The sequence below is a fragment of the Microcoleus sp. Pol12A5 genome (genome assembly GCF_036701435.1).
Classification (GTDB): domain Bacteria; phylum Cyanobacteriota; class Cyanobacteriia; order Cyanobacteriales; family Microcoleaceae; genus Microcoleus.
Genome location: NZ_JAUBQU010000066.1, coordinates 14618 through 36645, shown reverse-complemented (window position 1 = coordinate 36645; position 22028 = coordinate 14618). Strand labels below are relative to the sequence as shown.

The following is a 22028-nucleotide window of genomic DNA, read 5'->3' as shown; positions in this document are numbered from 1 at the left end:
CTGCCATTCTTCCAGAGGGGGTACAGGGCTATGTCCTTGATTTTATCAAGCTTTTGACGGGGTTGTCACCCCGTCAAGTTATTTACCCACGAGTGCTACAGCACCGCTTTGCAAAACAGGAATTTCAATTCGGAACTCTGTTCCTTGATGGGGTTGAGAAAAGCACTCAATGGAGCCACCGTGCTTGTCAACTACAATTTGATAGCTGATGGATAGCCCTAATCCAGTTCCTTTACCAGTTGGTTTTGTGGTGAAGAAGGGATTGAACACCTGTTGTCTAACAGTTTCCGTCATCCCCGATCCATTGTCTTGAAATTGAATCACCACGTTTTTAGAATAACCGGGCCCAGTTTCGTTTGTGACTAGCTTAGTCCGAATAGTGATGCAACTGGTATTCTTTTGGATATCTTTTGGAGAACGCTGATTGTCATAGTTTTCTAAAGCATCAATCGCATTTGCCAGAATATTCATAAAGACTTGGTTCAACTGTCCCGCATAGCACTCTACCAGCGGTAAGTCGCCGTACTCTTTAACAATTTCAATAGCAGGATGATCCGGTTTTGCCTTCAGTCGATTTTGCAAAATCATCAATGTGCTGTCAATTCCCTCGTGGATATCAACTGGCTTCATTTCTGCCTCATCCAGCCGCGAGAAGTTTCGTAGCGACAGGACAATTTGACGAATGCGATCGGCTCCTACCTTCATTGAAGTAAGCATTTTGGGCAAATCTTCACTAATGTAGTCCAGATCGAACTCTTCAATTTTTTCCTCAATTTGGGCATTAGTTGGATATGTTTGCTGGTAAAGCTGAATCAAATTTAGTAAATTTTGCGTGTAGTCGGCAGTATGGCTCAGGTTGCCATAGATAAAGTTGACTGGATTATTAATTTCGTGAGCAACACCAGCAACCAGTTGCCCCAAACCAGACATTTTCTCTGCCTGAATGAGTTGTGCTTGAGTTTGCTGTAAGGTTTTGAGTGCAACCTCAGCTTCCTCTTTTGCTTGCCTTAACGCAGCTTCGGCTTGCGTGCGCTCAGTAATATCCAGTGCCAAGGATGCAACTCCAACAATCTTTCCAGCATCCCCTACTAAAGGCGTATTGAACCATTCGCAAATAATGGTTTTGCCGTCTTTCGTAATATTTTCGTTGACACTGTAGATTCCTCCAACCTGACTCAACAACTCGTTCATAACTCGATCGACTACCTTTCGGGCAGACGCAGGCACAATTAATTCTGCGGCATGGTGCCCGATCGCCTCTGCAGCCGTGTAACCAAAAATCTGCTCTGCCGCTGGATTCCAGGCCGTGACTTTAAAGTTTAAATCCCATTCCACCACTGCCAGTGCACTTTGGCGGAATAGAAAAGATAGTCGCTGTTCCGACGTTTTGAGTTCTTCTTCTGCCTGTTTCCGTTGAGTAATGTCAATGCCTGTTTTGATGATGTACTCAATTTCACCTCGATCATCGACTAAAGCAGTATCTGACCAGGCAATGAGTCTAAGTTGTCGATCTTTGCTCACCCAACTGCCTTCATACTGCTGAGGAAAATTACCAGATTGTAAAGACTCAAAAGCAGTTTTGGCTTGTCCAGCTAAGTCTGAGTTCGGGAACAACTCCCAAATGTAGCGCCCTTTCACTTCACTAAACGAGTAATGAGTCATTTGTTCGCAAGCTCGGTTAAAGCGAACGATTTGTCCCTGCGGGTCGAGCACAACTACCAGGGCACCTGCAATTTCAAGAATGGCTGAAACAAAATTGCGTTCCACTTCAACAGCTTGAATCAGTTCCTCTAACTGGGTTGCCATATTGTTAAATGCGATCGCCAATGCCCCCAATTCGTTTTGGCTGTGGATGTTGACCCGCGTCTCTAATTGCCCCGCACTGAGTTCAGTAGCTGCCGTGGTTAAGCGCTGTAGCGGCACCACAATTTGCCGAATAAATAGAAAGCCAATGCCAACAGCAACGATCGTCACCACCATCAATGAGCCTCCCATAATTGAGAGCATTTGGTAAACGGGAGCATAAGCCTCAGCCGTTGGCAGTTCTACAACCACCTTCCAATTCACGCTCCGAACTAAGGCACTGGCTCCCAATACTTCTACCTGCTTTAGACCCGGATAAACGTTAAGGCGCTTAGTATTTCCGGATACTTTCAAGAATTGAAAGAAAGGGCGCTTAGAAATATCTTGAAGTTGAAATGTTTCTGGTTTACTATCCTTTTGAGCAATGACAAAATTACGCTCATCGACTACATAAACATAACCCGTCTTGCCAACCTCGGTTTGGGAAACAACAAACCAGAGAAAGTTGAGATTTACCTGCGCTAAGAGTACCCCATCCACCTCATCTCGCTCATTCCGAATCGGAACCGCCAGAATGGTGTTTGGTTCGTGAGTTTGAGGATTAATTTCTACAGGACTGACATAATCTTCCTGTTGTTTAAAGGCACGAATAAACAGTGGCGAATTGGCGGGATTTTTTAACTTGAGCGGTTGGTAGGGTGAAACTGACGCGACAACTTGTTCCTTCCCGTTCAAAATGGCAACAGCTTCATAAGCATCATTATGACGAGTCAACCCTTCCAACAGGCTCTGCTGCGCTTGAGGTTGAAAGTTTGTGAGTCCTTTGACCCTAGCTAAATAGCTCAGTTTTCGTTTCAAGTCATCTAGATAATTATCAATCTGCCCTGCTGCTGTCTGACTGCGCTCTTCTTGGAGCGATCGCGATTGCTGGATCTGCGCCTGAAAGCTGAGGTAGATCAGCAAGCCACCTGTGGGCAGTAAGCTCAGAAGAACCAAAAATATCAAACCATACCGGAGCTGATTTGCAATAGAAAAGAAGCGTTGCCAGGGATGTGAAGGGGAGCTTTTGGCAATCGGAAGAGCGCGATGGTTGCGTTGATTTTGCATCGGACTTAGAATCAATATTGGTAAATCAATTAATGCGCGCACTAAGGAGAAACATCAATTTGGCCAGTCGTCACAGCATCTCGGATGGTCTTGAAAGTGTCCTCTTCCTGAGACGTGAGACTACCACGGAAAGGCGCAAAGTCGTAGATTTTTTCCTTGAGTCCAAACTTGTAAAGTTTTCCTTCCCAGCGACCTTCCTGGGTTAATACGGCCGCATTGAGCACCAGATTGGGAATGTCCTGCAGAACGCTAGTTAGGACTTTGCCGGGAGCCAGTTGGTACTGATCCTTGGCCCAACCAATCACAAGGACTCCTGGCTTTTGCGTAACGGCTTTTAGCGCGGCTAACCCTGCCTCATCCGCGTTGATTGTCAAAACATCTACTCCAGAGGCAACCATATCCGTTGCGACTTTAATGGCTTTGTCCGTATCAATCCAACTGTTGAGAAAAGCAGTCGAAGCTTGAACAGAGGGATTCGTTGCCTTCACTCCCCGCCTAAACAAGGCTTCTTCTTCTTTATAAACCGGATAAGCGGCACCCACAATATAGCCAACTTTATGGCTTTTGGTTTTCATGGCAGCCAAAGCGCCTGTGAGGTACCCCACCTCACCCGATCGAAAGGCAACAGCCCCCAAATTTGTGTTATTCCCTGGATACGTAGTAAACAAGGCAAATTTCGTTCGCGGAAATTCTTTAGCGACCTTTTCGGCAGCTTTGATATAGCCACCACTGGCTGCAATTACCAGGTCATAGCCTGACTGGGCATATTGGCGAAGGGCAGCTTCACTATCTTCACCGTCAATGCCTGTAAAGTCTACCTGAGCATTAAATTTATCTTTGATTAGGTTTAACCCTTCAAAGCAGGCTTGAGCCCAACTGTTGTTGTCTTTGGAACCTGTGACGACCAACGCCACCCTAAAGCTGCTAGAGGTACTTGCTTCAGGGGAAGAGTTTACGTTCGGAGTCGATCGACTGCAACCGATCGCAAAAACCAGAGCTAGAGCGGCCAGAGTCATTTGTTTGAAAAGAGATTGAATTCGCATAATAGCTTTTCGCAACAATATTACTTTTTCTACGCCGATAAATTTGTCGGAGGGTATCTCAACAATCTTCACCAATCTTACTCTCGCTCGCATTTGATGAGTCTGATCGAAAGCATCCAGTATACAAGCCCGCGGATTCATCCGTGGAGAAATAAAAAACCTGTATCCAATAAACAAGCCCCCCAATTTATCCATGGGGTCAAGGCTTCAATCTCAAATCTCAAATCTCAAATCGATTGACAGATTCAGGGTAACACTCATTTAATCTCAACAACAAGTAAGGACACGGCACTGCCGTGTCCTTACAAATCTAACCTGTAATTAACCGAATTTGTTTGCTACTACTTAACAAACAGCATTTCTTGATAAGTAGGTAGTGGCCACAAATCATCAGCCACTTCACCTTCCAGAGCATCCGCATACTTGCGAACCTCATCCATCAAAGGACGAATTGTTTGCGAAGCATACTGCATATGTTCTTCTGTCGAATCAAAATCGTGCTTGCTCAAAGCAGAACTCAATTTGCTCGCAGTATCCATCATTGACTTAACCAGCACCGCTACTTTTTCGGCAGTTTCCTTTTCCAGTTCAATCCCAATTTCTTTCAACTTAGAAACCGTGCCGGAAATTTCAGCTAAATACCTCACCGCTGCGGGGTAAATAATGGTTTTTGCCATGCTTATTACCAGTTTTGCTTCGACTTCAATTGCCAGCAAATACTGCTCAGCATAAACATCGTAACGGCTTTCCAATTCAACTGGAGTCAGAACACCTGTCTTTTCAAACAAGTCTTCAATGTATCCTTCCTTCAACACGGGCAAAGCATCTGCCGTAGTCCGCAAGTTAGCTAAACCCCGTTCCTCAACAGCCATTTTGTGCCATTCTTCGGAATAGCCGTTGCCACCAAATACAACCGCACCGTGTTCGTCCATCACTTCTTTGAGAAGTGTTTGGATGGCAGCATTCAGTTCAGTTCCGTTAGCCAAATCGCTTTCTAATTTGTTAGCAATCCAGTCCAAAGAATCTGCGAGAATTGTATTCATCGCCACTAGCGGCCCGGAAACAGACTGACCCGAACCTACGGCACGGAATTCAAATCGGTTTCCAGTAAAGGCAAAGGGCGAAGTCCGGTTTCTGTCTCCAGCATCCTTCATGAAAGTAGGCAGTGTTTCTACACCTAAGTTCATAATTCCCCGACCTTTAGAGTCCTTAACTTCTCCCCGGCTAATTTGCCCGAAGATATCTTCTAATTGCGAACCCAAATAGACAGAGATAATTGCTGGTGGAGCCTCATTTGCACCCAATCGGTGGTCGTTGCTGGCAGTAGCAACTACCGCGCGCAATAGCGGGCCGTATTTGTGAACTCCGCGAATCACAGCGCCGCAGAAAACTAGAAATTGTATGTTCGAGTGCGGTGTATCGCCTGGGTCTAATAAGTTTCCTTGGGTGGCATTGCCGACAGACCAGTTGACGTGTTTGCCGGAACCGTTAATTCCGGCGAAAGGCTTCTCGTGCAGCAAACACATAAAACCATGTTTCTTTGCAGTGTTGCGGAGAATTGTCATGGTTAATTGTTGGTGGTCGCTGGCGACGTTTGCAGCTTCAAAAACTGGTGCAATTTCAAACTGACCGGGAGCTACTTCGTTGTGGCGGGTTTTGGCAGGAATTCCCAGCCGGTACATTCTTTCTTCTACTTCCTGCATGAAGACTTGAACGCGCTCTGGAATCGCTCCAAAATAGTGGTCGTCGAATTGCTGACCTTTCGCAGGAGGTTTGCCGAAAAGGGTGCGACCTGCTAGCAATAAATCTGGGCGGCTGGTGGTGAAATTGGCATCTACCAGGAAGTATTCTTGTTCGGAACCGCAACTGGAATTGACCGGAGCAACTTCGGTATTTCCTAATAGCTTTAACACTCGGGTTGCTGCTTTGTTCATTGCGGCAATGGAACGCAAAAGCGGCGTTTTCTTGTCTAAGGCTTCACCTGTCCAGGAAATGAAAACAGTGGGAATGCACAAGGTCATGCCGTTGTCTGTTTCCATGACATAAGCAGGGCTGGTGACATCCCACGCTGTATATCCGCGAGCGGCGGCGGTGGAACGGATGCCGCCGTTGGGGAATGAGGAACCATCGGGTTCGCCTTGTACGAGAACTTTGCCTGCAAATTCTGAGATGACGGACCCGTCGCCTTGCACGGAGATGAAACCGTCGTGCTTTTCGGCGGTGCTGTTGGTGAGCGGGTAAAATACGTGGGCGTAGTACAGGGCTCCTTTGGAAATAGCCCAGTCTTTCATTGCGGCTGCAACTACATCAGCGACGGAATCATCTAATTTTTGGCCGGTTTGAATGGTGTTTTTTACTGATTTGAAAATACTTTTGGGCAGACTTTCTTGCATCTTGCTCAGACTAAAAACGTCTGTTGCCCACATATCTTCTAGCCGCTTGAGAGGCCGGGCAGGCATCTGTTTGCGGTTGACGATTTGAGAAATTGCTTGAACGCGCGATTGGTTTCCACTCATGGTTATTTTTATTGGGGTTGCAGGACGAGTAGTTGTGAAAAAATAGATGTTAGCAAAAGTTTAACGATTGACAAATATGTTGGATTTATCCAACGTTTTTAGTCAAAGCTAACTTTGGGCAGAATGCCTTTTTTGGCAGGCTCTAAAAGATTGGACGAGCGAGACCCTATCACTTCGCCCATCGGGCGTGACAATCCAGTGTGAGATGCGGTTGGATTTCGGTTATTAGCAGCAATAAAATAGATGACAAGAGCCTGTACTAATTTGAGTCAACATGATAGATGTCTGCGCTGCACAGATTTAGTAACTAATCTTCACCCTAGTCAGCTCAAAAATTTTGTGCGAATCAATTCCGATGAATTCAGGTCAAAACTACTTATGGTTTTTAACGGTTCGACGATCGATAAATCGCAGTCCAGCAAACAACGCACTCGTTTAGGGGTTTTGGAGAATTATGGAGAGTACACAATCTACACTTGGAGAGTTTAAACAATCATTAACCAAATAAATGTATCGCAGGCTACAGAATTTTAGGTTTTTTTCAGAAAGGTCGATCGCACCGATCGCACACAACCGCAGGATGTCAGTGTAACAGGACGCGGGGCGCTGAAACTGAGGGCGATCGTACTCGCATAGGGCATAGGGCATAGGGCATAGGGCATACCTCACCACGCGATCGAACCGCTATATGATAAATAAAGTCTTGCAACTCTTCTAAAAATTGGTGCGACAATTAGCCGTAGAAATCTTTAGGAGATTTGGGAACTTATTAAACTGTTATAGCCGCAGTTTATTGAGCATAAATAAGTAAAGTTTAAACTTTTATTTAACTCGTTGGTAATCCGAAAACTTGAGAGAATGAGCCAAAAAGCGTTCTGTGTAGTACAAAGCTAATTGATTGCTCGGGCCATTAAAAACTGCATCAAAGGCGTGTTCGGCCCAAGGAATTTCGAGCAAAATAGCCCGATCGCCCTTGGCTCGCAATCGTTGGTAGAGCGATCGACCAAACTTGGGCTGAACGATATGGTCGCGACCTGCATAAACCAGTAGAGAAGGGGGAAGATGGGGTTTAATATAATTTATGGGAGAAGCCCGACGGTAAAGCTCGTTGAGTTCGTCTGGCGTTCCTCCCAGAAAGGCACGCAAGACGGCTCTAACATTTATGGCATCAGGAAAAGGTGGGTCATTGTAGCCCCGGATCAGGTCATTTGGGCCGTAATAATTCACCACTGCTCGAACTGGAAGCATACTAGAATCATAAGCAGTTAGCATTGCTAAATGGGCACCTGCAGACCTTCCCATGAGAGCAATGCGATCGAGATCGATTTCCCAATCACCAGCGTGAGTTTTGATATAGGAAAGAGCAGCTTGTACGTCCTCAATCTGAGCAGGAAATCGATACTTGGGAGCGTGGCGGTAAGCAATTGCAACCACACAATAGCCTTGGGCGGCCATATAGCGGCTGAATTCCTCATTGGAATCGGCATTGCCTCTTTGCCAAGCTCCCCCGTAGAGTGTGATAATCGCCGGATATTTGCCAATTTGCATCGGCCGATAAAGGTTTAGTTGCAGTGAAACTCCGTCAGGGTTGGCAAATCCAATAGCCCGATCAATCCTAACGTCTTTAATCGGAATTCCTCGGAACGCATCTCCGAGGATAAACGGTTGAGGGCGTAGCTGCGCGCGATCGGCTTGAGGAACGGCTGCTAAATAGTTTTCCCCTAAAACTGCTTGCATTTGGGTAGCTACCGCTGCATTGGCTGCTGGGAACTGAATCAGCGGAAGCAGGCCTAGGATTAGGGCGAACAGGTTACAAATTGACAAAATAATGTAGACTTTGCCTTGATGCCGTCTGAGCAGGTTCAGCAAAAGGGCGATCGTATTGATAACGACCAACCAAGGACTGATTTCTGGTGCTCCCACCGCCAAAGGGTACAGGAACATCGTGGGTGCTGGTATGATGACCCAGAGACTGAGAAATAGGGCGATCGTACTCAGAAACCAAGAAATAAATGGCGAGACTAAGAACGCTGCCAATAAAGGTAACTTTTTGCGGTTCTTCTTGTGGATCATCGGATTTTCGCAGCCTAATTTTTAATCAGTTTAAATTAATCTGGCGGTTTTTATTGGTAAGGCGATCGCCTGTGGCATTTTACCAAACCAGCAGCTTCATTTACTCCGACATCCTGCGTCGATCGAAAATGCTTTGCATCGTTGGGTGGCTTTACAAGTTAACCCAAAGCAGGGGAACTGGATCGCTTCTGAAACAACATAATCCAGAGAATTCATAATTACTATTTTTTTGGGCCTCCGCAAACACCTCTTCTGTGATTGCACGAAAATTTACTCCCGCTAGTTTGGTCACTTGAGTTTTTTCTTTATAGTTCCGATAAAAATCTGTAGGGGTGATATGAATGACAACACCATTACAGGCAAATTCCCAGTGGTTGTTGTATGACCGATGTTGCCGGGCCATTGTTCGCTGCGCTCTACTACCTGGACGAAAAGTTTCTCCAGCGAATAAATTGAATTTACTATATCTATGACGCTTAAATTTTAGGCTTGTATTTGTGTTTTGGTTTTGTTCGATGTAGTCTTTGATCTTAGCTGCTGTTCCCTGAGAAGACAAATTTTGCCAATCATATTTGAGATGGACTTTGAGGAGCGTGTCAGGAGCTTTAGGTTCCATACCGAAAATAATTAGCCGTCTTGAAAAGTTTTTTAGAAAATCTCTTAACACAATTTCTGATGGGATGACAGCAGGTGTTTCAAATTCTGTATTGTTCAGCAAAGGCTGGAATCTTTTAATTAAGCCTTTTTCTGCTTCACCCAAGTTTTCTTCATTCCATGCTTGCCAAGCCAGTCTAACAGGAAACTCTTGGTCAATTTCTTCTAACTTATGGATGCGGTGATGATTTCTCCATCTTGCCACCAAATTCTTAGCTTTCCCTATATAAAGAACTCTATTATTTGCATCTATTGCAAAATATATAGCTGCACATTCAGGTAACTGCTTGCGTTCAGATAAAGGAATTGAGGGTAACTCCAAAGGATTAAGCATACTGGAATTTTGATGATTCTTAGCTAAGCACTAATTATAAATTAATAATAAACTATTGCCAATATTTTTTGTGTCGAGTGCTACTCGTTTTCCTTTGTAAGGAACCTTCTCAGTGCTTGCTTTACAGATTTTTGAAATTTATGGAAACCTCTAGTCGGGACACAATTAAATTGTAGACTAAGTGTATTTCTCAGGTAAAATCGAGTCTAATCCTTTAATTGCTGAGGCATAGTCTCATGGTTATTCCCAAACTCAGTGAAACAACGATCGAGCTTCACACCTCTGCCCAATCCCTCAAGCGGGGTGAAGCTTACTATTTAGCGGGCAATGTTACTAGGGCAGTCCGGCGTGGCAATATGGTGCAAGCAGTAGTGGAAGGTTCCGAAGTAGAACCCTACCGTGTTACCCTGCCCTTTGATGATGCTGGATTAGCATCTACATTATTCTGCACTTGTCCTTACGATAACGGTGGGTGGTGTAAACACATTGTTGCGACGTTGTTATTGTGTCTGCGGCAACCAGAAACAATTGAGCAGGGCCCGACACTGGAACAATTGCTCGATCGCCTCAACGATGTACAAACCCAGCAATTAATACAGCATTTAGTAAAACAAGAACCATCACTCATTGATGCGATCGAACAATACATTAACTTAAGTGCGATTCCTGCACCTTCAAACCAACCTACCAAAGCACCGCGCCACACCTCCATCGATCCTGCTCCCTTTCGATATCAAGTACGACGAATTTTGCGAGAGGCTGTGAGGTATTTGGAGGATGGATGGGAGGAAGACCCGATTACAGAAGAACTTTTAGATGTAATTCAGCGAGCCCAGGAATTCAGCGAACAGGGGGATGGCAACAACGCCTTAGTAATTTTAGAAGCCATCACCACAGCCTGCATTGAAGATTGGAATGATGTAGAAGAGTTTGGCGCTGAAAATTATGAGATAGCTAACGCTTTGAATGAAGCTTGGACAGAAGCAATTTTGACGGCTCAACTAACTGCTGAAGAAGAGATCGATCTCCAGGTGATGTTAGAAGCTTGGCAAGATGAATGGGATTGTGATTTTAGTATGAGCTTAGAAGCTTTACGCCAAGGTTGGGACGACCCCCTACTCCAACAGGTACTGGAAGGAAACATTACTGGGCAAGGAGTTTGGGCTGGTGACGCACCAAAATGTGCTCGCGACTTAGCATTGATTCGCTTGCAAATCCTCGATCGCCAGGAACGCGATCGAGAATACTTATACTTAGCCCAAGCAGAAGGTTGTTCTCAACAATACTTGACGATGTTAACTCGTTTGGGGAGAGTAGAAGAAGCAGTGGAAGCTGCTGCTACCCAGATGCAATCAGCGGAAGATGCTTTGGCTCTCGTTCAAACTTTAAAGCAACAGGGAGCCTTAGAACAAGCTCTGAAAATTTGCCAAGCTGGGCTAAATTTGTCAGGTCATTGCCATTACCAACTGGCAACATCGATGAGTGAGTTGGCTGTTGAGTTGGGGGAAGACGAACTTGCGTTAAATGCTCGAATCCAGATATTTAAAATCAAACCGTCTTTTAGCGATTATAGTTTAGTGAAGGAGTTAGCCAAAGATAGTTGGTCAACTTTGAAAGCAGATTTGTTAGCAACTCTGAAAAGTAATGAAAGTTGGAATTTTACTGACGCGAAGGTTGATATTTTTCTGGATGAGGGAATGATTGAAGATGCGATCGCCCTTGCTGATGGCTTGAGTTATTACGACTCAGCACTGATTCACCGAGTAATGGGGGCTGCTATCAGCCACAGCCCCGATTGGGTAATCGCCAATGCTTGTGGGCGTGCTGCATCGATTATGGATCAGGGAAAATCAAGCGAGTACAATCTGGCGATTAAGTGGTTGGAAAAAGCCCGCGCTGCCTATTTACACACTGGGCAAAATCTTCAGTGGTCTGCTTATCGTTCTCAACTGATGCAAGTACACAGTCGGAAGCGGAAGTTGATGGAAATGCTCAAAAGTCCCGGTTTAGATTGAGCCTTAAGTTTACCGTAAACGTAAGTGAAAGCGACCCAACCCAGGATCGAATAAACCTTACTTAATTTTTGCTTTCACGGCCCTAGACTCCACTGTGAATCCTGGAATATCTTGCAGTTCTGTTTCGCTCAAACTGTACTGTTCGCAAACCAAACTCAAACGAGTTCCGGTACTTTTAACGGCGTTGACAGAGTGAGTCAAATCTCCTTGAAAATAGATCAGCGAGTTGGCTTGTGGCTTAATCTGCCCAACTTGCTGTTTGTTGCGCCGCAGTATCAACTCTCCCCCTTGCAAGTTCGGCGGTACTTGCACGTACAAAACGCTGACGGCTGCGGGAGGTTCAACAGTTTTGCAGTACGATCGCAAAGATCGATCGATATGCGGATCGACGCGGGAACCTTCACCCAGCAACAAAGGGTTGAGGTAAAAAGCATTGCATTCAGGCTGTAATGCTTGGTCTAGATAGGGTTTGAACAAGGGGAACCGCCGTTCTACTTCGGCGATTTCCGCACGTTGAAACACTACGGAAAACCCTTTTGTGCCAATGAAATCGCGATTGAGGTTGTTGATTGCTAGATAAGGGGAGGCTAGAATTGCTCCTCGCAAGTCGTTGAGGTAGTCGATCGAGAAAGCGTTAGGATGTTGGCTATAGTATTTCAAGGCACTCAAAAATCATCAAAGTTGAAGGAAACAGCAGATAGAAATGCAGCAATCGCTTAGATTTGGGATTGCTTCGTTCCTGGCGGATGACATAATAATCTTGATTTCAGTCCGCGTACTTAAGTCAAAGGTTTTTCTTAACTGCGGGCGATCGCGCGGAAGTGTTGCAATCGACTAGCAACTGCCAAATATTACTATACAGGCGATCGTTGTGGTGAGAAGATTATATTTGCAATTCCATGATACATGATGCCGCTGGGCAGCCGATCTCCCATTTATGTTAACTTGTCCAATTGCAGGGGCGATCGCGGAAATTGCGATCGCATCCGGCCACTGTTTGCTCACCGATTTTCTGAGTTTGTTAGCTGGAAAACCGATGGGTGTTGGTGGTGTGTAGGAAACATCTTGCTAAAAAAAGCCATCCGTGCATTAGGTCAAAATGCTGGGAGGGCGATCGGCAATCTCTAACTGGCGATAGAACGTTAATAAAGTTTACAAATAGAGGGTGGTCTAAAAAATACCCGTAGTTGCAAGAGTTGCTAAGCAATTATTTTAGATTAAATTAATATTATCCCGAGTCGAAAAAAGCAGAGCTGCCAGCTATAATTAAATCGTAAGTGCAAAAAATCAAGTCGCTCAAACGATATGGAAACAACATTGTACGAGAAAATGGGCGGAGAGTCAGCCATTAAAGAGATGGTGGATGATTTTTACCGCGATGTTTTGGCGGACGAGACAGTGAGCCACTTCTTCGATCATACAGATATGGAAAAGCAGCGCCGCCATCAAACTGCTTTTATCTCTTATGCCCTCGGCGGCCCCAAGCAATACTCAGGTCGTTCAATGGAGAAGGCACACGCAGGTTTGAATTTACAGCCTGAACACTTTGATGCAATTGTGAAGCATTTGACCGATGCCATCATTGCCCACGGCGCATCCCAAGAGGATCTCGATGAAGCGCTAGGTAAGATCGCGACTTTGAAAGAGGCTGTTTTGTACAAGTAATATCTACAGTCGGTAAGTAGATATCGCTTTGAGCGCGTTACTACTTCCCGATTGCTCGCAGATGATAGAACTTGATATTACTCGTACATTTTGTAATTTTGCCGATCGACTTGTCCAGCGCCCTTGAAGCTGTTTTAAACCTCCGGCGGCAAGTCCACGCTGTAGAGAATTTTGCCTTCAAGGTTGTGCAGCGCCACAGTCATCACCTGACTGTCGCCATTAATTTTAACCGTACCAAAGAACTGAAAACCTTTTGTAGGAGGTAGATTTTCTACTTCTGGCAGCGACAAACTTTGGAACTTAACCAGGGGACCAAAAGTATTGTCAAGCTTATTTGGTCCGTAATTTCCAGCGTGAAGCGGCCCGGCAACAAACTCCCAAAACGGTTTAAAATCAGTGAATTGAGCTTGGCCGGGGTCGTAGTAGTGCGCGGCAGCATAATGCACGTCAGCGGTCAGCCAAACGACATTTTGGATATTGTTTTGCTGGATAAAGCGCAACAATTGGGCAAGTTCGAGTTCGCGTCCCAATGCAGGACCATCTCCATTGGCGAGGTTCTCAAATTTGCCGCTGTTTTTGCCATCTTCAATCACCAGTCCAACTGGCATATCGCTAGCAATTACTTTCCACCTTGCCTTTGAATTCTGCAATTTGTTCTTTAACCAGCTAACTTGGGCATTACCCAAAAACGCTGTTTCTTCACTTGCTGCTGTCTGACGGTTGGTAGTGTTTGATCCTCGATAGCTACGCATATCCAGCATAAAAATTTCCAGGGAAGAACCGTAATTGAACGAACGGTAAATCCGTTCTGGGTCGCTGGCATCGAAGCGGATCGGCGTATACTCCATAAATGCTTGCTTGGCGCGCGCTGCCAGTAAAGAACTGCTTTTGACTTTGTAGCGGTCATCGCTAATTAGCATCTCGCCGGGATACCAGTTGTTTGTAGTTTCGTGGTCATCCCACTGAACTAGCTGAGGCACTTCGGCGTTGAAGCGCCGGATGTTATTGTCTAGCAGGTTGTAGATGTAATTTCCGCGAAACTCTGTTAAGGTTTCAGCTACTTTTGACTTTTCTTCTGTTGTGATGTTTTTCCAGATGCTACCGTCGTCAAGTTTTACCTCAGATTGAATCGGACTATCTGCATAGATGTAATCGCCAGAATGAATGAAGAAGTCTGGCTTAAGCTGCCTGATAGTTTCATAGATTTTCATGCCACCCCATTCAGTATTGATACCCCAACCCTGTCCGGCGGTGTCTCCCGACCAGGCAAAAAAGATGTCGCGCTTGCTGTTTGGAGGCGTGCGGAAACTCCCCGTAACGGGGACGCTGTAGATGTTTGGATCGGCTAAATTCTGGAAGCTGACTCGGTAGAATATTTGCCGGTCGGCTGGTAGGTCAATCAGGTTAATACGCGCCGTGTAATCGCTAGTTTCCAACGCTGCAGGTCCGATGATGCGCTGCACGTTGCCGAAGGAGTCGGCGGTGTCATATTCAACTATCATTCGGGAGGAGCGATCGCACCGACTCCAAATCACCGCACTGTTGCCGGTAATATCACCGCTAGCAACACCGTAGGGAATGCTGGGGCGCATCCGATCCGAGGTGATAATTGCCGGTGCAGAAGATTGTGCTAACCCAGATTTCGATCGCAGGTTTGCGGCAACAATACCGCTACCTGCAATTGCCGAACCGAGTAGAAAATGGCGGCGGCTGAGTTGGTCTTTTTTTTTACCTTTCATGGGTACCCTCTTCTTTAAAAATACCGAGACTGTACTTGAACTAATTTATGATGTACGCAACTATCAGCAAATTCACCCCTGTTCCTGAGACGCCCCGAACTGTGAGGAGGAAAACAACTCCCACAGACAAAGGCAGGTTTTCTATCAAGTTTTAGTGTACCCAAAATAAAAGTAGCAGGCGATCGGTGAAAAAGCAACGATCTAGACTACCAAAGCCCGATATTAACCATGTGTCTTCGCTTTTTCCTCTGCAACCGTGCTTTCGCTAAACCAGCAGCAGCTTCAAAAGAATCATATAAACCTTGACTAGCTACTTTGTTCGGAACATCCAATGGGATTAAACCTGATTCATTCAATAATTAGGCTACCACGAAATTTAGTAGCAACAGTTTATCGGAGTGAGTTAACTATTTGAGGAGGGGTAAAATTTCGGTAAGAGGCATAAGTTAAAAGTTTAATAAACTTAGGTAACGTTTATTTGAGATTCTTTAGCTCTCACCTTTACAATACTTCCAGGCGATCGGGTTAATCGGGCGGTGGAGCCGACGGATCGCAGATATTGGGGTTTTGTTGCATGAGATAGATCGTTGTAGTTCAGCCTTTTGCCAGATGACAACCCTTAACTCCTGAAAGCAAAATCGATAATATAATGCTGACAAGTTATATTCCTCCTTTAGCTAGAGGACGGCCCCTGAAAACCCGTCTAGAATATAGATATCGATCATTAGGGCAAAAATCAATTTTTTTGTTTCTGAGATCCCAAAGCTTCTCCCCGGAAGGGAGGGATTGGTTGGCGAAGGCTGAGAGCGGTACGGATTTGGCTAGACAGATAATCGTTTACGTAGGGAGTAAGCGATCAACAAAATCAAAAAGCCTGTCTACCGATGACGGCGACAAAGGAGAAAAAAACCAATGAAAAGAGTAATAGACCAAATTAAGGAATTTCGCGAAAGCCATCCACTAGATCTACTAGCCCTTTGTTACTCGTTCTTCTTCTTTGCCATCAGTTTCTATCCAATCAAAAACAGAATAGCCTGTAAGTAAGCCCACCTCACACCCAGAGCCCCGATTTTTTAAAGAAGTCGGGGCTCTAACTACGTTTAATTAGGCCCATTTATTTAGTTCAGCCTTTTGCCAGATGACAACCCTTAACTGCTCAAACCAAAATCGATAATATTTCGAGTCAGAGTAGATGCCACAATACTTCGGAAAACTCCAAAAAACTGAACAGCCTTGGTCAACGATCGGCTCAGTACAATCTATAAGTAAGAGCGATCGCACCCTTCACTTTAATTGTGGTGAAACTTCCCTAAACATCAGCATCCTCGCGCCGAATTTAATCAGAGTGCGAATGTCCCCGACAGGTGAATTCAAAAGCCGATCGCACTCAATAACTGTCCCTGACGAAGAGTGGGAAATTATACCATTGGAAGTGCGAGAAACAGACGAAAAAATAGAAATTGAAACAGCACAAATAACGATTTCAGTCAAGCGATCTCGTGCTGCAATCGAATGCTTTGACAAATCGGGAAAACCATTTGCTAGCGACTGCGATCGCAGTATGGGATGGCGCACCGGCCGGGCCGCAGGCTGGAAACGCATCGAAGCAGACGAACACTTCTACGGTTTTGGCGAACGCACCGGCTTTCTCGACAAACTCTCGGAAGTCAAGACAAACTGGACAATAGACGCGCTTGACTACAATTCCCTCAGCGATGAAATGTACCAGGCGATCCCATTTTATATCGCCCTGAATCCCGATCGCGCTTACGGCATCTTTTTCAACACGACATTTTGGAGTCAGTTCGACATCGGCGCCGAACAACCGGGAGTTTTGCGGATGGAAACCAGAGGCCCGGAACTCGATTACTACATCATTTACGGCCCGGAACCCGCCCAAATTCTCGCCACCTACACGCAGTTAACCGGCCGGATGCCGCTTCCGCCAAAATGGGCGCTGGGATACCACCAATGCCGCTGGAGCTACGACTCCGAGGACGTTGTGCGGGAGTTGGCGAAGGAATTTCGCGATCGGGCGATTCCCTGCGATGTCATCCACCTCGACATCGACTATATGAACGGCTACCGCGTTTTTACCTGGAGCCCGAAGCGTTTCCCCGATCCCGCGAAACTGATCGCAGACTTGAAAGCAGCCGGTTTTAAGGTTGTCACGATTGTCGATCCCGGTGTCAAGTACGAACCGGAAGGAGATTATGAAGTATTCGATCGGGGTGTGGAAAACGACTATTTCGTCCGCACCGCAGAGGGAAGGCTATTCCACGGTTACGTTTGGCCCGAAAAAGCGGTGTTTCCCGACTTCCTGCGGCCGGAGGTGCGGCAGTGGTGGGGCGAATTGCACAAAAACCTTACAGATGTGGGCGTTGCGGGGATTTGGAACGACATGAACGAACCTTCGATCGCAGAACGGCCTTTTGGCGACGGCCACCAACACATCTGGTTTCCGCTGGATGCACCGCAAGGCCCGGCATCCGAGGGCGCCACCCACGCGGAAACGCACAATTTGTATGGTTTAATGATGGCGAAAGCTTGTGCACAGGGGTTGCAAAAAGTGCGATCGAACGAGCGATCTTTTGTGCTGACGCGATCGGGTTTTGCGGGCGTTCAGCGTTACTCCTCGGTATGGATGGGTGACAATCAATCGCTGTGGGATCATTTAGAAATGTCGCTACCGATGCTTTGCAACATGGGGCTTTCCGGGGTAGCGTTTGTCGGTTGCGACATCGGCGGTTTTGCGGAGAATGCAACGGCTGAACTGTTCGCGCGGTGGATGCAGGTGGGAATGCTGTATCCCTTGATGCGCGGTCATTCGGCGATTAGTACGGCGCAGCACGAACCGTGGGTTTTTGGATCTCGCACTGAGAAGATTTGCCGCGAATACATGAATTTGCGCTATCAGTTGTTGCCTTATATTTACACCTTGTTTTGGGAAGCAGCGACGACGGGAACACCGATTTTGCGACCGCTACTATATCAATTTCCGCGCGATCGGGCAACTTATCACCTTTACGATCAAGTATTGCTCGGCCCGTCGCTGATGGCTGCACCTATTTACCGGCCGGGAGTTGAACACCGCGCTGTGTATTTGCCGGAGGGAACTTGGTACGATTGGTGGACGGGCGAATGCTATCAGGGCCCGACGCACATTTTAGCCCATGCACCTTTGGAGACAATGCCGCTTTACGTGCGGGGAGGGGGCATAATTGCGATCGCACCTGTGAGGCAATTTGTCAGCGAAGAACCGCTTGGGTCATTAAAAATGCGAATTTGGCCCGGAAGCGGTGAATGGACGCTTTATGAGGACGACGGACACAGTTTTGAACATGAAAAAGGTGTGTGGTCTACGACTAATTACAAGGTGTATTTGGAAGGGGAAAAAATCATCGTTGAAATTGCCGCGCGCGAGGGTCAATTTTCGATATCAGAACGCGAAGTTATTGTGGAAGTTGTTGGCGTTGGCGAACAGCGATTTACAGATGACGGTACGGCGCGGCGTTTGACATTTGGATAGTTTGATATTTGCCGCTTTCCCACTAACCCGCCGGGGTTAAAACCCCCGTCTCACAGCTCAAGTCCACTGAAGTGGACTGAAGAAATAGGCTAGCAGACTTGATGTAAAGGGAGCATCTCAATGAAAGCAGCAAGCTAGAAATTGGAGTTTTGAGGCAGGAGTTTTGAGGCAGAAGGCAGGAGGAAGGAGGAAGAAGGCAGGAGCCATAAAAAGTGTTTTTACAAATATGAGATGCTCCCGATGTTGTAAATCCTGTACATATTGAGCAGCACTCCTGTTTAAACGAAGCTAACAAACTCAAATTCTAAATATTAACCAACAGTCCTCTTTAGAGGACTTTAGCTATGAGACAGGGATTTAAATCCCTGCCGGCCTAATTGTTAGCAAACTATATTACTTGACAACTACTGTTATAATACATTAGGAGGAGATGAATAAATAAAATTATGGCGATTGAATTATGCAACCCATTCAAATTACCACCTTCCAAGCTCTGTGGCGCAGCTTGGGCCTGATAATCAAAGCCGCACCAATTGAACTCCGCAATTTAATAATACTCAACATTATCAGCGGTGCTGCCCCCTCTGCCGTGCTTTTTTTAGATAAATTAATCATTGATGAAGTATCTCGGTTGCTATCGCAAACCCAAACAGCACAGCCCTTTGCTTTGATGCTTTCCCGGCCAATATTGCTGTGGAGTATTGCCGGAGTCTTAAGTCTCAAGTTAGTCGGCGATGCCCTAGACACAATGAACTCTTTTGTCGCGACATCTTTGCGCGATCGCGTTCAAGGCTTTGTCGAAGGAAAAGTCCTCGAAAAAGTAGCCAATTTTGACGATATTGCCCTCTTTGAAAACCCCGAACTATTAAATATAGTAGAACTCGCGAAAACCGGAGTGTCCAAAATACAGCAACTAGCATTTACCATCAGCATGACCATCACGGGAATTTTTATATTTATTCCATCGATAGGCCTTGCTGCTGCGATAGCTTGGTGGGTGCCAGTACTGATGTTAATCTCCTCATCTCCCTCAATTTACACCCAAAGAAAATATAGCAGAATCATCTGGAGAGTTCAAAGAAAGCAAGCTAAAATCACCCGCGAAATGAACTTATCCAGTAGAGTCTTGACGGGCGAAGAATATGCTAAAGAATTGCGTTTGTTTGGGTTGCAAGAACTTTGGCTCAAACGCTGGCAGGGTCAGTTTTTGCAATTTTTTAGCGAGATGCAGCAAATCCGAAAAAAGGGAGCTATTGTTGTACTTTTATGGTCGATGTTTAGTAGGATAGGAGTGGCTTTGCCATTTATTTATGTAGTAATGGGAGCTTTGGGTGGTCGCTATACTTTGGGCGATTTAGCACTCTATTCTGGTTTGATTGTTCAAGTAAAGCAAAGTTTGCAAATACTGATTAGCACTTCTACTAATTTGTACGATATCTCTCTCAGCGTTAGTCCAATTTTTCAACTGTTGGAACTCAAACCAGAATTGCAGTCTCCGCTTGGGGATGTAGCATCTCGCCTGCCTAGTTTACCAGAAGACGGGCAAGATTCCCGCCCCACAAAAGATAAAATTGGCATCGAGATTAAGCATCTATCTTTCTGCTATCCCGGTAGTAATAAAAGCACGGTTGAAGATATCAACTTAACGATTAATCCGGGTGAAATGCTAGTGCTTGTTGGTGAAAATGGCGCGGGTAAAACCACCCTTGGCAAACTCCTCGGCCGCCTGTACGACCCGACAAGTGGTACGATCGCCTGGAACGGCAAAGATTTGCGATCGTACCCTCTAGCATACGTGCGATCGCGCATCGCCGTCGTCATGCAAGATTACGCCCGTTTCCCCTCCACAGTCCGCGAAAACGTCGGTTTCGGCGACTTGCTTTCACTCTCAGATGACACCGCCATTAACGAAGCTATTTCCGAAGCAGGAATTAGCGCAAAAGTCAATAGTCTTGCCACAGGTTTAGAGACACCGTTGGGGAAACAATTAGAAGACGGCATAGACTTATCGGGGGGACAGTGGCAAAGAATTGCGATCGCTCGCGCCTTAATGCGGCTTTCTACAGCCGAAGTGCTAATTTTTGACGAACCAACCGCCGCCCTCGACCCCAAGACAGAACACGAAATTTACAGCATCTTCCGCCAAATAGCCGCCGGGAAAACAACCATAGTCATCAGTCACAGATTGGGATTAGCAAAAATTGCCGATCGAATCGCCGTCATGGAAAACGGTAAAATAGCAGAAATAGGAACTCACGACGAATTGATAGCATCAAACGGAATTTACTGCTCAATGTTCACCCGTCAAGCTAGCAGTTATATTTAGAGTTAAACAAACAGTCCGCCAGGGGTTAAAACCCCTGTCTCATAGCGAAAGTCGGTTGAAACCGACTGGGGAGATATTGCAATGCTTGTTCAAAAATGTGTCTTTCAGTCCTCTTTGAGAGGACTTTTGCTATGAGACGGGGGTTTTCAACCCCCGGCGGACTTGTGGGTTAGCGTGTGGAATTCGGCGCGGGTGATTGTGATAAATTATCGCGGATTTGCCATCTAATTTCTCTCGTTAGGTGGCGAGAAACCGGGTTTCTGGGACAATGTTCAGTTGAGTACGAGAAATATCGGAAGAAACCCGGTTCCTGGGATTAGCTGCGTGGCGAGAAACCGGGTTTCTGCCACAATTTTCCGCCTCGCACGAGAAATATCGGAAGAAACCAGGTTTCTGAGCGTGCGATATTTTTGAGAAAATTGTCAGAAAGTGCGATCTATAATAAAACCAACCTAGTTGGCAATAATATCAACGATGGAAACTATAACTCTCAACCTACCTGCCGCCGTCGCTTTAACCGACGAACAATTTTATCAATTGTCCATCGCTAATGAAGAGTGGCGATTAGAACAAACCCCCGAAGGAGAACTAATTATTATGCCTCCAACAGGCGGTGAAAGCGGCATCAGAAATTCCGATCTAAACCTGGGACTCGGTTTGTGGAATCGTCAGACTCAATTAGGAAAAGTCTTTGACTCTTCCACTATCTTTCAATTACCCAACGGTGCGAAGCGTTCCCCTGATGCTGCTTGGGTACTCCTAGAACGTTGGGAAGCATTATCCGCAGAAGATAAGCGCAAATTTCCTCCCCTGTGCCCGGACTTTGTAATTGAATTGCGTGAAGCGAAGCTATCCCGTAGGGAATCGCAAACTGATTCCCTAGAAACATTGCGGGCTAAAATGCGGTATTATCGAACTAACGGCTGTCGCTTAGGTTGGCTAATTGACCCGCAAACGCCTTTAGTAGAAATCTATCGCTTGTCTGAAGATGTAGCAGAAGTGATTAATTTCTCTTTTGACCAACCGCCTACACTTTCGGGTGAAGATGTACTTCCCGGATTTCTTCTAGATCTTACACCTATTCTCAATCCTTGAATCTAGATCCAGAACTGTCGCCCAAGTGTCGAGAAACCGGGTTTCTGGGACAATTTGGGTTGAGTACGAGAAATAAGGGAAGAAACCCGGTTTCTGAGATGAGCCTCCATCCACAAAAATGATGAGCAA

General features: G+C 45.9%; 13 protein-coding genes. 5 read left to right on the top strand and 8 right to left on the bottom strand.

Annotated features, from left to right (window positions below; genetic code table 11):
* Positions 1–78: 78 nt before the first annotated feature.
* From QUA45_RS17880 to QUA45_RS17855, 6 genes are all read right to left on the bottom strand, one after another.
* A complete protein-coding gene (locus QUA45_RS17880; protein ID WP_445305329.1) occupies positions 79–2910 on the bottom strand; it encodes a PAS domain S-box protein in 2832 nt (943 codons plus the stop codon).
* 41 nt (positions 2911–2951) lie between these two features.
* Positions 2952–4046, bottom strand: a complete 1095-nt coding sequence (locus tag QUA45_RS17875) for a BMP family protein (RefSeq protein ID WP_333221730.1) — start codon at positions 4044–4046, stop codon at positions 2952–2954.
* Between the two features lie 248 nt (positions 4047–4294).
* Entirely contained in the window at positions 4295–6469 is a 2175-nt protein-coding gene (locus tag QUA45_RS17870; RefSeq protein WP_333221729.1) for a glutamine synthetase III, read from the bottom strand.
* Positions 6470–6999: 530 nt separating this feature from the next.
* Positions 7000–7131: a hypothetical protein gene (locus QUA45_RS17865; RefSeq protein WP_333182807.1), complete on the bottom strand. Its 132-nt coding sequence runs from the start codon at positions 7129–7131 to the stop codon at positions 7000–7002.
* 160 nt (positions 7132–7291) lie between these two features.
* Positions 7292–8542, bottom strand: coding sequence for an alpha/beta hydrolase (locus QUA45_RS17860; protein ID WP_333221728.1), 1251 nt, complete (start codon positions 8540–8542; stop codon positions 7292–7294).
* Positions 8543–8693: 151 nt separating this feature from the next.
* Positions 8694–9530 (bottom strand): GIY-YIG nuclease family protein, encoded by an 837-nt coding sequence (locus tag QUA45_RS17855; protein WP_333098562.1) that lies wholly within the window; start codon positions 9528–9530, stop codon positions 8694–8696.
* A 236-nt stretch (positions 9531–9766) separates the two neighbouring features.
* On the opposite strand from QUA45_RS17855, the gene QUA45_RS17850 reads away from it, so the two are divergent.
* Positions 9767–11545, top strand: a complete 1779-nt coding sequence (locus tag QUA45_RS17850; RefSeq protein ID WP_333221727.1) for an SWIM zinc finger family protein — start codon at positions 9767–9769, stop codon at positions 11543–11545.
* Positions 11546–11602: 57 nt separating this feature from the next.
* On the opposite strand, the gene QUA45_RS17845 is transcribed toward QUA45_RS17850, so the two are convergent.
* Complete coding sequence (locus QUA45_RS17845; RefSeq protein WP_190732430.1) at positions 11603–12205, bottom strand: 2OG-Fe(II) oxygenase; 603 nt, start codon at positions 12203–12205, stop codon at positions 11603–11605.
* Between the two features lie 645 nt (positions 12206–12850).
* Here QUA45_RS17845 and QUA45_RS17840 point away from each other — a divergent pair.
* Entirely contained in the window at positions 12851–13210 is a 360-nt protein-coding gene (locus tag QUA45_RS17840; protein WP_333221726.1) for a group 1 truncated hemoglobin, read from the top strand.
* Positions 13211–13344: 134 nt separating this feature from the next.
* On the opposite strand, the gene QUA45_RS17835 is transcribed toward QUA45_RS17840, so the two are convergent.
* Entirely contained in the window at positions 13345–14949 is a 1605-nt protein-coding gene (locus QUA45_RS17835) for an alkaline phosphatase D family protein (protein ID WP_333098555.1), read from the bottom strand.
* 1192 nt (positions 14950–16141) lie between these two features.
* On the opposite strand from QUA45_RS17835, the gene QUA45_RS17830 reads away from it, so the two are divergent.
* The 3 genes from QUA45_RS17830 (at position 16142) to QUA45_RS17820 (ending at position 21899) form a co-directional block, all read left to right on the top strand.
* Positions 16142–18478 carry a glycoside hydrolase family 31 protein gene (locus tag QUA45_RS17830; protein WP_333221725.1) on the top strand — a complete coding sequence of 779 codons (2337 nt, stop codon included), beginning with the start codon at positions 16142–16144 and terminating at the stop codon, positions 18476–18478.
* A gap of 460 nt (positions 18479–18938) precedes the next feature.
* Positions 18939–20804, top strand: a complete 1866-nt coding sequence (locus QUA45_RS17825; RefSeq protein ID WP_333098550.1) for an ABC transporter ATP-binding protein — start codon at positions 18939–18941, stop codon at positions 20802–20804.
* A 474-nt stretch (positions 20805–21278) separates the two neighbouring features.
* On the top strand, positions 21279–21899 hold the full coding sequence (locus QUA45_RS17820) for a Uma2 family endonuclease (protein WP_333221724.1): 621 nt from the start codon (positions 21279–21281) through the stop codon (positions 21897–21899).
* Positions 21900–22028: the final 129 nt, after the last annotated feature.